This is a genomic window from Methylobacterium sp. J-068 (assembly GCF_022829445.1).
Classification (GTDB): domain Bacteria; phylum Pseudomonadota; class Alphaproteobacteria; order Rhizobiales; family Beijerinckiaceae; genus Methylobacterium.
Map to the genome: position 1 here is coordinate 152,368 of NZ_JAKSXY010000084.1, position 12,942 is coordinate 165,309.

At 68.9% G+C, this 12,942-nt stretch carries 11 protein-coding genes and 1 tRNA gene; 6 read left to right on the forward strand and 6 right to left on the reverse strand.

The window, feature by feature from the left end; genetic code table 11:
- Window positions 1–160: 160 nt before the first annotated feature.
- Window positions 161–1,216 carry a phosphatase PAP2 family protein gene (locus MKK54_RS14300; protein ID WP_244011788.1) on the reverse strand — a complete coding sequence of 352 codons (1,056 nt, stop codon included), beginning with the start codon at window positions 1,214–1,216 and terminating at the stop codon, window positions 161–163.
- A gap of 199 nt (window positions 1,217–1,415) precedes the next feature.
- Here MKK54_RS14300 and MKK54_RS14305 point away from each other — a divergent pair, with 199 nt between their 5' ends.
- The gene (locus MKK54_RS14305; RefSeq protein WP_244011790.1) at window positions 1,416–2,138 is read left to right on the forward strand and encodes an SHOCT domain-containing protein; all 723 of its coding nucleotides are present in this window, start codon (window positions 1,416–1,418) and stop codon (window positions 2,136–2,138) included.
- A 54-nt stretch (window positions 2,139–2,192) separates the two neighbouring features.
- Window positions 2,193–3,260 carry a spore photoproduct lyase family protein gene (locus MKK54_RS14310; protein WP_244011792.1) on the forward strand — a complete coding sequence of 356 codons (1,068 nt, stop codon included), beginning with the start codon at window positions 2,193–2,195 and terminating at the stop codon, window positions 3,258–3,260.
- Between the two features lie 59 nt (window positions 3,261–3,319).
- On the opposite strand, the gene MKK54_RS14315 is transcribed toward MKK54_RS14310, so the two are convergent.
- Window positions 3,320–3,409, reverse strand: a tRNA-Ser gene (locus MKK54_RS14315).
- A gap of 301 nt (window positions 3,410–3,710) precedes the next feature.
- Between MKK54_RS14315 and MKK54_RS14320 the strand changes: the two genes are divergently transcribed.
- The 3 genes from MKK54_RS14320 (at window position 3,711) to flhA (ending at window position 8,039) form a co-directional block, all read left to right on the forward strand.
- Window positions 3,711–4,364 carry an ABC transporter ATP-binding protein gene (locus MKK54_RS14320; RefSeq protein WP_244011794.1) on the forward strand — a complete coding sequence of 218 codons (654 nt, stop codon included), beginning with the start codon at window positions 3,711–3,713 and terminating at the stop codon, window positions 4,362–4,364.
- Window positions 4,365–4,470: 106 nt separating this feature from the next.
- Window positions 4,471–5,715, forward strand: coding sequence for a capsule biosynthesis protein (locus tag MKK54_RS14325; protein WP_244011795.1), 1,245 nt, complete (start codon window positions 4,471–4,473; stop codon window positions 5,713–5,715).
- A gap of 173 nt (window positions 5,716–5,888) precedes the next feature.
- A complete protein-coding gene (gene flhA / locus MKK54_RS14330; RefSeq protein WP_244011797.1) occupies window positions 5,889–8,039 on the forward strand; it encodes a flagellar biosynthesis protein FlhA in 2,151 nt (716 codons plus the stop codon).
- A 60-nt stretch (window positions 8,040–8,099) separates the two neighbouring features.
- On the opposite strand, the gene MKK54_RS14335 is transcribed toward flhA, so the two are convergent.
- The 4 genes from MKK54_RS14335 to fliI form a co-directional block, all read right to left on the reverse strand.
- Complete coding sequence (locus MKK54_RS14335) at window positions 8,100–8,810, reverse strand: L,D-transpeptidase (protein ID WP_244011799.1); 711 nt, start codon at window positions 8,808–8,810, stop codon at window positions 8,100–8,102.
- Between the two features lie 194 nt (window positions 8,811–9,004).
- A complete protein-coding gene (locus MKK54_RS14340) occupies window positions 9,005–10,054 on the reverse strand; it encodes a lysylphosphatidylglycerol synthase domain-containing protein (protein ID WP_244011801.1) in 1,050 nt (349 codons plus the stop codon).
- Window positions 10,055–10,209: 155 nt separating this feature from the next.
- A complete protein-coding gene (gene fliJ, locus MKK54_RS14345; protein ID WP_244011803.1) occupies window positions 10,210–10,617 on the reverse strand; it encodes a flagellar export protein FliJ in 408 nt (135 codons plus the stop codon).
- An 89-nt stretch (window positions 10,618–10,706) separates the two neighbouring features.
- Window positions 10,707–12,062, reverse strand: coding sequence for a flagellar protein export ATPase FliI (fliI, locus tag MKK54_RS14350; RefSeq protein WP_244011805.1), 1,356 nt, complete (start codon window positions 12,060–12,062; stop codon window positions 10,707–10,709).
- Window positions 12,063–12,483: 421 nt separating this feature from the next.
- Here fliI and MKK54_RS14355 point away from each other — a divergent pair.
- The coding region (locus tag MKK54_RS14355) for a response regulator (RefSeq protein ID WP_244011807.1) at window positions 12,484–12,942 on the forward strand (459 nt) is incomplete at its 3' end.

A 12,942-nucleotide genomic window follows, 5' to 3' on the forward strand; every position in this document is an offset into this window, starting at 1 on the left:
TGGGCTCCGAAGGCATTCTCAGCCAGAATCCGGGCGTCGGCGAGGCCCGGGGCTCAGCAAAAATCACCACGGCAACGCTCACGCTTCCTCGGAAGGTCCCGGCGCGACCAAACTTTTTGCGCTGCGCAAGACGCGTGGAGCCCGGCCCTCGCGCCGTCGCTCAGGCCAGCGCTTCGCCGGCTTCGACGGCGCGGGCGGCCGGCCGCCGGCCGGCCCGGTCGGCGCTCCGGTCCACCGCCCGATGGCAGAGCGGAAAGGCGAGCGCGGCCAGTCCGAGGCCGCCCGCGCAATCGGCGAGGTAATGCGCCCCGTGCGTGACCGCCGAGAGGGTCATCGCACCGTCGAGCAGGAGCATCGGCGCCCGCGTCCAGCGCAGTGGCCACAGGGCCGCCACCGCCAGATAGGCGGCCGCGCAGTGGAAGGACGGGAACGAGATCAGGCCATAGAGCGACCCGGAATCGACGAGGCGCAGGGAGCCGTCGCGCAAGGGCAGGTAGTGGGCGAGGTGCGTCGCGCCCGGCGTCGCGTCGGCCACGCTCGCGAACCCGTCGAGGCTGACGCCGCCCATGCAGGGCCAGACGGCACTCACGAAGCAGGCCACGAATTCGCAGGCGATCACGGCGGCCAGGAAGGCTTCCGTGCGCCGCGCCCGGCCGCTGGCCAGGAGCAGGGCCGGCACCAGCGCGAACTGCACGCCCAGGGAGGCGTAGGCCTGGCCCAGGAGCCCGTCGAGGGTGGGTAGGGCCAGCACGGCACGGCGGAACGCGAGCCAGTCGAAACCGAGGGCGCGGTCGATCCCGAGGAGGACGGCGTCGGTGAGCGGCAGGTCGGTGGCGAGCAGCGCGTAGGACAGCGTCACGGCCGCGAGGGATTGCACGCCGAACAGGACGTAGACGAGGCAGCCGAGCGTCAGCGCCGGCATGCGCCCGGCGAGCGCGCTGTCCCGCAGAAGGAACAGGATGACGCCCGCGGCCGCCGCGCAAGCGACGAGTTGCGGCGGCACCAGGAGGGTGAACCCGAAATGCCGGACCGCCACGGTCGTGGCGGCGAGCAGGATACCGAACAGCGCCCAGGTAAAGGGCGTCAGCCGCCGCGCATCGAGTGGACGCGTGAACCGGCCGGCGAAGCCTTGCAGGCCCGCGCGCGCCTTCCGGTGGGCAAGGGCATGCGTGAGGGCGGGAGCATGGGGCATGGAGGAGCGCGCGGTCTGCTGCATCGAACGCTCAAGCTTTGACGCCGAACGATTCGCGCGCTCTTAACGCGCGTGTTCTTTGACGTGCCGATGCCGCGCGTCGTTACGGAAGCGTTGCTCCGATGCCGATGCCGCTTGCGCGATGTCTTTCACGGCGTCCTGGCATGCGGCATGAATGGGAGGCGGCACCCGTTGCGGGACGGGCGCGCGAGGAGACCGTCGCATGACCGAACAGCCCAATGCCCTGCAGAGCATCGCCGACCGCTACGGCGTCGGCGTCGATGCGGTCCGGCACCTCGTCCGGGCGCTGGAGGCCGGTCACGGGCGGATGGCGCAGTTCAACCATCCCGATCTCGGGGGCTTCGGGCAATGGTCCGGCAGCGGCATGACGATGATCGGCGACATGTTCAACGGCGGCCTCAAGGCGCGGGTGGACGCCCTCTGCACCGAACTCGCGAACGCCCTGCCGGCGGCGGGATGGGCCGATGCGCCGAGCGCCTCCTCCGGCTGGCCCCGGGATTGGGGCTTGCCCGCGACCTCGGGCTCGCAGAACGGGACCCGGTACGCGTATTTCCCGGCTCGCAGGCGTCTCGCCGTCGAGGCCGACGGCCACGTCACCCTCTACGATACCGGCGAGCACGACATCAGCGGTGTCTCGCAACAGCAGGGCGGCGGGACGAGCCTCCGCTTCTCCGGACGGGGCGGCGACGTCGATCTCGCCAGCCTGCGGCGCCTCGACGCGACCGAAACCGTCCCTTCGGATGAGGTCGTTCCCGAACCCGCCCCGGAGGCCCGGCCCTCCGAGACCGCTCGGGCGCCGGCGGCCGCCAGTGCGGCGGGCGATCTCCTCGGCACGATCGAGCGCCTGTCCGACCTCAGGCGGAAGGGCATCCTGACGGAGGCTGAGTTCGCGGCCAAGAAGGCCGAGTTGCTGGCCCGTCTCTGACCTCGGAGGTCGGCAAGACTTGTCCTGCTCCCCGATCGCCCGATCTGTCAGGGGATGGCCCGACCGCGCGATCTCCTCGACATCACCACCCTCTACCACGAGCCGGCGGTGCCGGAATTCCCGCGCGGGCGCGCGATCCTGGAGCGGTTCCCGGAGGCGGAACGCATCGTCGTGCCCTCGCACTGGAACATCCCGAGCCTGCACGGCAATGCCGGCTCGGTGGAGGACTGGGTGCGGATCAAGCGCTCCACCCTGGTGCTCGGGGTGAAGAAGGGGCTGGCGATGCGGCCGAACGGGCGCAGCGCCCACTTCATCGCGCCCTCGACCTCCAACGGCTGCGCGATGGCCTGCGCCTATTGCTACGTGCCCCGCCGCAAGGGCTTCGCGAACCCGATCTCGGTCTTCGTCAACGTCGAGGCCATCGGTGCCGCGATCGAGCGCCACGCGGCCCGCCAGGGCCCGCTGCCGGAGCCCGACACCATCGATCCCGCGCTCTGGGTCTACGACATCGGCGAGAACGGCGACCTCTCCGTCGACGCGATGGTGAGCGACACCGTGCGGGACCTCATCGCGCTGTTCCGGCGCATCCCCAATGCGAAGGCCTCCTTCGCCACCAAGGCGGTGAACCGCGAACTCCTCGCCTACGACCCGCAGGGCAAGACCCGCATCCGGTTCTCGCTGATGCCCGAGCGCATCGCCCGTGTCGTCGACGTGCGCACGGCGCCCATCCCGGAGCGCATCGCGGCGATCGACGACTTCGTCGCCGCCGGCTACGAGGTCCACCTGAACTTCTCGCCCGTCATCCTCTACGAGGGCTGGGAGGCGGATTGGCGGGCGCTGTTCGACGCGATCGACGGCACCATCGGAGCGGCCGCCCGCGCGCAGATCAAGGCCGAGATCATCCTGCTCACGCACAACGCCGACCTGCACGCGGTCAATCTCGGCTGGCACCCCAAGGCCGAGGACCTGCTGTGGCGCCCCGACCTGCAGGAGGCCAAGGTCTCCGAGGGCGGCGGCGCGAACCTGCGCTACCGCACGGGCTGGAAGGGAACCTGGCTCGCCCGGTTCAAGGCGCTGCTCGCCGAGCGGATGCCGTACTGTACGGTGCGCTACGCATTCTGAGCACTCGCGCGCAAGAAACACGGCGACGTGCGTTATTCACTCAGGGAGTTTTGTTCAGCTGGCGGAGGGAGCGGGATTCGAACCCGCGATACCGTTTCCGGTATACACACTTTCCAGGCGTGCGCCTTCAACCACTCGGCCACCCCTCCGGTCCCGTCGCCGCGTTCCGCCATCGCCCGCAAGGGCGACGGGGCTTCGCAAACGCGTCGGGAGGCGTCGTGTACAAGCCGCACCGGCGGCGTGCAAGCGGTGCGAACCGCAAAGCTGACGATTCCGGCCGGAATCTCGGCGGATCGAGGTTGGCGGTCGCTCCGTATCGCATCGCGGCAGGATGCGGGTTATCCTCAGATTCGCCGCTTTCCGCGTGCATCGCCTTTTCCGTGTCCGTCACGCCGGCTCGCCGATTTCGGCGCTGGGCCCCGGGGGGACACGAAGGAGCAAACAGCCGCCGTGATCCGCTTCGACAACGTCACCAAGGTCTACCGGACGGAAGGACACCGGCGCACGATCCTCGAGCGCGTTTCCTTCACCCTGAAGCCGGGCATCAGCTACGGCTTCCTCGGGATCAACGGCGCCGGCAAGTCGACCACCCTGCGCATCCTCGCCGGAACCGAGGCCCCGACCAAGGGCCGCGTCATCCGGAACCGGCGCGTTTCCTGGCCCCTGGGCTTCGCGGGCGGCTTCCATCCGCTGATGACGGGCCGCGACAACATCATCTTCGTGGCACGGATCTACGGTGAGGACCCGCGCCGCGTGTTGGAATTCGTCGAGGATTTCTCCGAGCTCGGCAGCTACCTCGACGTGCCGATCCGGACCTACTCCTCCGGCATGGGTGCCCGGCTCGCCTTCGGCATGAGCATGGCCATCCCGTTCGAATGCTACCTCATCGACGAGACGACGTCCGTCGGGGACGGGCGCTTCCAGAAGCGCTGCGAGGAGGTGTTCAGTGCACGGCGTGCCCATGCCGACGTGATCATGGTCTCGCACGCGATGGATACGCTCCGGAACTGGTGCCAGCAGGGCATCGTGCTGATCAACGGCCGTGCGATCGTCTACGAAGACATCGACGACGCCATCGAGGTCTATCGCCGCCTGAACACCTGAACGTCCGGCGTCGCGGGCGGTGGCGGTCATGGTTTCGCCGTGCCCGTGAGGCAACGGTCGCGAAGGGTCGGCGCGAATCCGCCGGATGCAAGGGAACACGGGGTTCATGTCCGTCGAGATCCGTACGCCTCAGGGGCAGCCGCTCACCACCGCCGACCGGTCGAACGCCGTGGCGGAATCCCTGCGGCAGATCGCGCGCGTCTCACGCTTCGCCGATCGCAAGAAGGGCATCCGCTCGTATCAGAGCCATGTGAAGTCGGATCCGCTGATCCCGCTGCTGTTCTGCGTCTGCTTCCTGATCCCCTCGCTCATCGGCGTCGCCTATTACGGCTTCATCATGTCCGACCGCTTCGTGGTGGAGGCGCGCTTCGCGCTGCGCCCGGCGCTGGGCAGCGTGGACAAGGCGGCCCCGGACCAGGTCGGCACGAATTCCGGTTCGGTCTCGCAGCAGATGGTGGCGCAGGACAGCCTCATCACCACCAACTACATCCAGAGCCGGCCGATGGTCGAGGCGATGGAGAAGGCCATGCCGTTGCGCGAGATGTTCTCGCGGTCGGACATCGACTACTTCTCGCGCTTCAAGACGGACAAGCCGATCGAGAAGCTGGTCAAGTTCTGGCACGAGCGGGTGCATACCGCGATCGAAGCCGGGTCCGGCATCATCAGCCTGACCGTCAACACCTTCGATCCGCAGGAATCCCTCGACCTCTCGAAAGCGGTCCTCGCCGAGAGCGAGCGCATGGTGAACGCCCTCAGCGCCCGCGCTCGCGAGGACGCCGTGGCCGAGAGCCTGCGCGAACTCAAGCGCGCCGAGGAGCGGATGACGAAGATCCGCGTCGCCGTGGCCGCCCTGCGCAACAAGGACGGGGTCCTCGACGCGCAGAAGACCAACGAGAGCAACCTGAAGGTCATCGCGGAACTGCGCTCGGCCCGCATCAACCTCGCCGTGCAGCTGATCCAGGGGCAGCGCGACCTCTCGCCCGAGACCCGGCGGATCCAGGACATGAAGGCGCAGCTGAAGGACCTCGACGACAACATCGCCAAGATCGAGCGCCAATCCGCGAGCGAGGACCCGGAGCAGCGGCGTATCCTGGCCGATTCCTTGACGCGTTTCGAGGCCTTCGACGCCGAGCGGACCGATGCGGAGAAGTACTTCGCCAAGGTGCTGGTGGCGAACGAGCGCGCCCGCATCATGGCCGAGCGTCAGGTGGAATTCTTCACCATGATCGTCCAGCCGGTGAAGCCTGAATCCTCCCAGCAGCCGCGCCGCATGCTGATGATCTCCCTCATCGCCGGTGGCGCCGCCGTGGTCTTCGCCGCCACCGTGGTCACCCGCAAGTACCTCGCCTGACCGGATATCGCGGCCCGGGCGCGTTCGGGCCTCGGCACGGCGCGCCGGTTCGCCCGCGCGCGGTCACGACGCCGGCCTCGATCGAGACGACGGGGCCGGCACGTTAACCTTTCGCTAACGCTATACCCGGCAAATCTTGCCGGGCCCCTGTCCTCGGGGCGACGGGGTTCACGATGAGCGAGACGGCCGTTGCCACGGCGGCGGGGGGGAGCTTCGGGCAGTTCGCGCGCTTCGCGGTTCCCAACCGGGCGAACCTGAACGCGCTCTCGAAGCGCACGGACCTGTTCTTCGCCACCGCCGTGATGGGCATCCTCACGGTGCTCATCTTCCCGCTGCCGGCGTTCCTGCTCGACCTGCTGCTCGCGGTCTCGATCATCATCTCGGTGCTGATCATGATGACCGGGCTGTTCATCGACAATCCGCTCGAGTTCACGGTCTTCCCGACCCTGCTCCTCGTCGCGACGCTCTTGCGCCTCGCCCTGAACCTCGCCTCCACCCGCCTCATCCTGGGCCATGGCCACGAGGGCACGGCGGCGGCCGGGCACGTCATCGAGGCCTTCGGCAACTTCGTGATGGGGGGCAACTTCGTCATCGGGATCATCGTGTTCGCGATCCTGATCATCGTAAACTTCGTCGTCATCACCAAGGGCTCGGGCCGCATCGCCGAGGTGGCGGCCCGCTTCACCCTCGACGCCATGCCCGGCAAGCAGATGGCGATCGACGCCGACCTCTCGGCCGGTCTCATCGACGAGAAGGTGGCCAAGGCCCGCCGCGCCGCCCTGGAGGAGGAATCCTCGTTCTTCGGCGCCATGGACGGCGCCTCCAAATTCGTGCGCGGCGACGCCATCGCGGCCCTGCTGATCACATTCATCAACGTCATCGGAGGCATCATCATCGGCGTCGCCCAGCAGGGCATGCCGTTCATGGGAGCGGCCAAGAGCTACACCCTGCTCACCATCGGCGACGGCCTCGCGAGCCAGGTGCCCGCCCTCATCGTCTCGACGGCGGCCGGCATCCTGGTCTCGAAGGCGGGCGTGAAGGGCTCGGCCGACAAGGCGCTCGGCAAGCAGCTCGCGAACTACCCGAAGGCGCTCGGCATGTCGGCCGGCGTCATGGTGCTCATCTCGTTTCTGCCCGGCATGCCGATGCTGCCCTTCCTGGGCCTGGCCGGCGCTTCCGGCTACGCCGCCTGGCACTTCGCCAAGGTCGCCCGCGAGGCCCCGCCCCTCGACGCCGCCGGCGCGCCGATGGACGCCGCGGCCGTGGCGGCGGCGCAGGCGGCCAAGGAGGAGACCGTCACGGACCTCCTGAAGCTCGACGATCTCAAGCTGGAGATGGGCTACGCCCTGCTCGCGCTGGTGAACGGCCCCGAGGGCCAGGACCGCCTCACCGACCAGATCAAGGCCCTGCGCCGCCAGCTCGCGGCCGAGCTCGGCTTCGTGATGCCCTCCGTGCGCATCCTCGACAACGTGCAGCTCGATGCCAACGCCTACGTGGTCCGGGTCAAGGAGATCGAGGCCGGCACGGGCCAGATCTTCCCCGGCCAGTTCATGGCCATGGATCCGATGGGCGGACAGGTGCAGTTGCCCGGCCAGCACATGCTGGAGCCGACCTTCGGCCTGCCCGCGACCTGGATCGACGCGAGCCTACGCGACCAGGCCCAGCTCAAGGGCTACACCGTGGTGGATGCCGCGACCGTGGTCTCGACGCACCTCACCGAGATCATCAAGGCCCACGTCTCGGAGCTCCTCAACCACGTCGAGGTGCAGAAGCTCCTGCGCGAACTCTCCAAGGAGCACGGCGAACTCCTCAAGGAGGTCATGCCGAGCCAGATCGGCACCACCGGCATCCAGCGCGTGCTGCAGTTCCTGCTGGCCGAGCGGGTCTCGATCCGCGACCTCGGGGCCATCGTCGAGGGCATCGCCGAGGTCGCCGGCCACGTGAAGAACCCGCGCGACATCGTCGAGCACGTGCGCGCGCGGCTCGGCCGCCAGATCTGCGCCCAGTACCAGGGGCCGGACGGCATGCTGCCGATCATCACCCTGTCGCCGGCCTGGGAGCAGGCCTTCCTCGAATCGATCGCGGGCGAGCGCGAGGAGCGCTACCTCGCGATGCAGCCCTCCAAGCTCTCCGAATTCGTGAGCACGGTGCGCGACCGTTTCGAGACCGCCGCCCGGATGGGCGAGATGCCGGTCCTCGTCACCTCGGTCCAGGCCCGGCCCTTCGTGCGCTCGATCATCGAGCGCTTCCGGCGCGAGACCCCGGTGATGAGCCAGGCCGAGATCCATCCCCGCGCCCGCCTGCGCACCGTGGGCTCGGTCTGAGCACGGCTGGCGAAGGCCTCTCGCGGGATGGCGGCGCGCGCATCCGGCCGGCGGGTCCCCTCACGCGGGCAGGACGACCACCTTCGTCTTGACCGGCGTGCGCGCGTAGAGGTGGATCATGTCCTGGCTGAGCAGGCCGACGCAGCCGCTCGTGATGCCGGTGCCGATCGATTCGGGCTCGCTGCTCGCGTAGATCGTGTAGAGCGTATAGGCGCCGTTCTGGTAGAGATGCAGGGTGCGGGCGCCCAGCGGGTTGTCGAGGCCGCCCGGCATGCCACGGGCGTATTTCGCGGCCTCGGGCTGGCGCCGGATCATCTCCTTGGGCGGTGTCCAGGTCGCCCATTCGGACTTGCGGCCGACATAGGCGTCCCCGTTCCAGAGGAACCCGTCGCGGCCGACATTGGCGCCGTAGCGGGTGGCGGACCCGTCGCCCTCGACGCGGTAGACGTAGAAGTTGGCGGGATCGACGATGATCGTGCCGGCCGCTTCCTTGGTCTCGTAACGGACCGTCCGGCGGTAGTATTTCGGATCGACCTTGCTGATGTCGGTGGCCGGAATCGGGAATTTCTCGTCCGGCATCGGTCCGTAGATCTTCGCGGCCTCGGCGAGGACCGTGCCGTCGGATGTCACGCACCCGGCGAGCCCCAGCGCGCCGAAACCGGCGGCCGAGCCGGCCAGGAACGACCGGCGGCTGAGACCGCCCGCCCGATGCCCGGGGAGCCGCGCCTCATCCGTCGCGCCGGCAGCGGCGCTGCGACCGTCCGTGATCATCACTCTGGACTTCCCCTATCCCGTGGCCCGGCGGAAGAACGTCGCGGCCCGCGCCGGTCGAGCCTCCGGCCAAGCTGAGAGTGCCGCTCCCCGGCCCGGCTGGCAAGCTTGGTTTCCGTCGCGCGGCGACCTCGATCAGGACCCGCCGGTCGCGGCGCCGATGGAAACCGCCCCCGGCGCGGGGGCCGACCCGATCAGACCGTCTTCTTCTCCATGCGGCGCTCAAGGGCGTGCGCGTCGAGGCCGGGGGCGGTGAAGGGCGCCTCGGGGGCGCTGGTGTCGGTCGGCTGGCCCTTCAGGGCCGAGGCGAGGCGGTTGCGCTCGTAGAGCAGGACCACCACGACGGAGATCAGGAAGGGCAGCCAGAAGTAGAACAGCCGGAACACGAGCAGCGCCGCGATGACCGAGGGGCGCGCGATGTCGGGCATCGCCACGACGAAGACGAGTTCGAACACGCCGAGGCCGCCGGGGGCGTTCGAGACCAGGGCCGCAGAGAACGAGGCGAGGAACACCGCGAGCACCACGAGGAAGCCCGGGTTCCCGGCCTCGGGCAGCGCGAAGTAGATGATGCCGGCCGCGCCCAGCAGTTCCAGGGGAGCGGCGATGAGCTGGCGCACCATGATGCGGGGGCGCGGATATTCGAGCTTGAACTTGCGGATCGTCAGCGGCTTGAGGTGCAGCAGCGAGCCGATCACGTAGAGGGCGACGAAGCCGAGCAGGCCGGCGCCGAGGATGCGGGCGGTGGCGGGGTCCGTCAGGATCGCCGGCAGGTAGCCGTTCAGGCGCGTCAGGGTGTCGGGCAGGACCGTCAGCACGAAGCCGCCGAGCAGGATGGTGCCGAGGCCGAAGGTGAAGGAGCAGAGCGCCACCAGCACCGCGACCTGGGCCGCCGACAGGCCCTTGGCGGTGTAGGCGCGGTAGCGCACCACGGCGCCGGAGAACACCGAGGCGCCGATGTTGTGCGAAAGCGCGTAGGTGGTGAAGGAGCAGACCGAGACGAAGAACCACGAGATGTGGCGGATGCCGAGATGCAGCAGGGCGATCCGGTCGTACCAGGCGAGCGCCGCGTAAGCGACCAGGGTCGAGAGCGCCGCGAGCAGGAAGCGATGCAGGGGAATCGCCGCGAAGCTGCCCTTGATCTCGGCCATCGAGATGCCGGCGAGCTCCTTGTAGAGCAGGTAGCCCGAGACGATGACGGCACCGAGGCCGATGATCGGCCAGATGAAATCGCTGATCTTCTTCATGGTGGTTCGGACGAGCCCCTTCGTTCGGGCCCTCCCTGCACGACGATGCGCGGCATCGCAAGCAGGGTTCCAACCGGTCCCGTCGGGAACGGCTCATCCCACGGGATCATGACGGTTTCGTGCCGGCCCCCTCTCGGCGGCCGGCGCGAAGGGGCTCAGGCACGAATACGCGAGAGGCCGATGCCGTCCATGGCGGCCTGGTCGCGGGCGGCCTCGGCGGCGCGCTCGGCGGTGCGCTCGCGGTCGTCCAGGATCTCGATCTTCTTGAGGTCCTCGAAGGCCTCGCCGAGCTCGGCCTTCGCCTCGGCGAGCTGGCCCTCCAGGGCGGCGGCCGACTGGCGCATGTTGTCCCGGCGGGTCGCGGCGGCGCGGGCATAGGTCGGGTAGGCGAAGTGGGCGGGATCGGTGATGCCGGCGCGGCTCTCCTCGTGCGCGACCTCGCGGTCGAGCTCCAGCGCCATGCGGGTGAAATCCGCCTTCATCATCTCGATCTGCGTCACGCGCCGACGCTTCTCGTCGACCTGGAAGCGTCGCAGCCGGATCAACGTGTCACGGGATTTCATGGACGGTTTCACTCCACGCAACGCACGGCTTGCCGGAACGCATCACCCACGTCCCGAGCCCGGCATCGGCGAGACGTCGGGGCGTCCCCTCACGGGGCGCCGACGATCTCTGCCAGGCGAAGATAACCCTCGCCGATCGAAGTTGCTTCTTCCTTACCCTGACCCAGAAAAGCCTCCATTTCGGGCATCAGGGCCACTGCCTCGTCCACTTCCGGCGACGCGCCGGCCCGGTAGGCGCCGAGCCGGATCAGTTCCTCCATGTCCGCGTAGGTGGAGAGCAGGCGCCGCGCCCGCCGCACGGTGGGCAGGTGGGCCGGGTCGCAGGCGCGCGGCATGGTGCGCGAGACCGAGCGCAGCACGTTGATCGCCGGGTAGCGCCCGCGCTCGGCGATGCCGCGCTCCATCACGATGTGCCCGTCGAGGATGCCCCGCACCGCGTCGGCCACGGGCTCGTTGTGGTCGTCGCCCTCGACGAGCACGGTGAACAGCCCCGAGATCGCCCCCTGCCCCGTTCCGGGCCCGGCGCGCTCGAGGAGGCGCGGCAATTCGCTGAACACGGTCGGGGTGTAGCCCTTGGCCGTGGGTGGCTCGCCGGCGGCCAGGCCGATGTCGCGCTGGGCCATGGCGAAGCGCGTGATCGAATCGATCATGCACAGCACCTGCGCGCCCTGGTCGCGAAAATATTCGGCCATGGCCAGGGTGACGTAGGCGGCGTTGCGGCGCATCAGGGCCGGCTCGTCGGAGGTGGCGACGATGACCACCGAGCGCGCGAGGCCGGCCGCGCCGAGATCGTCCTGGAGGAATTCCTGCACCTCGCGGCCGCGCTCGCCCACGAGACCGATCACGGCGACGTCGGCGGCGGTGTAGCGGGCCAGCATCGAGAGCAGCACGGACTTGCCGACGCCCGAGCCCGCGAAGATGCCCATGCGCTGGCCGGCGCACATGGTCAGGAAGGTGTTGATGCAGCGCACCCCGAGGTCGAGGGGCGGCCCGACGCGGCGGCGCGCATGGGCCGGCGGCGGATCGGCGCGCAGGGGATAGATCACGGGACCGGCCGGAAGAGGCCCGAGGCCGTCGATGGGGCGGCCGAGGGCGTCGATGGTGCGTCCGAGCCAGGCGGCGGAGGGCCGGACCGCCCCGGCGGCCTCGTCGCGGACCATGGCGGGGCAGCCGCGCCGCACGCCCTCCAGGGAGCCGAAGGGCATCGCCAGCGCCCGGTCGCCCTGGAAGCCGATGATCTCGCAGGGTACGGCGCCGAGCCCGTTCTCGACCGCGATGTCGAGGCGGCCGCCGAGTCGCATGGCCGCCACGGGCCCCGCCACCTCGACGAGGAGGCCCCGGATCGCGACGACGCGCCCGTAGGTCTCCAGCACCTGCACGTCGGTGAGCGCCGCGCGCGCGCCAGCCAGGCGCAAGCGAGCGAGGCTAGGGTCGCTGTCGGTCATTCGCGGCTCTCTCAACCATTCGTTTACCTCCCTCCTTAACACTGCGTGCATCGGGCTTGTAGCAGGCCGCCGGCTCCGGCCGGGACATCACAAATCGCCGTGCGGTCCAAGACATTCCGATGTCGTGGCGCCACGGTGACAGCCTGCGATAAGCCCTGACGGGTCAGGTACTTAAGTGGAGTTTCGGCGGTTTCGCCCTCGATTCCGGGACGGTCTTACGAGAACAGACCGTCAACGGTTCGGAGCGTGGCCGGAAGTCGGGTCCAATTGCGTGCTTGCGTCCGTGAATCAGGTTTTGTTAACGATTAACGAATAGCGTTTCACGTCAATGACGAGGGAGCGTCCGCCACGGGCCGGTGGCGGACGAACGGCGGGGGCTTGCCCGTACGCTGCACACGGCCGGCTGGGCTGGGGACCGACGATGCGGGTACTTCTGATCGAGGACGACAGCGCGACCGCGCAGAGCATCGAACTGATGCTCAAGTCCGAGAGCTTCAACACCTACACCACCGACCTCGGTGAGGAGGGGATCGATCTCGGCAAGCTGTATGATTACGACATCATCCTGCTCGACCTGAACCTGCCCGACATGTCGGGCTACGAGGTGCTGCGGAACCTCCGCGTCGCCAAGGTGAAGACCCCGATCCTGATCCTGTCCGGCATGGCCGGCATTGAGGACAAGGTGAAGGGCCTCGGCTTCGGCGCCGACGACTACCTCACCAAGCCCTTCCACAAGGATGAACTCGTCGCCCGCATCCACGCGATCGTCCGCCGCTCGAAGGGTCACGCCCAGTCGGTGATCACCACCGGCGACCTGATCGTGAACCTCGACCAGAAGACCGTCGAGGTCTCGGGTTCGCGGGTCCACCTGACCGGCAAG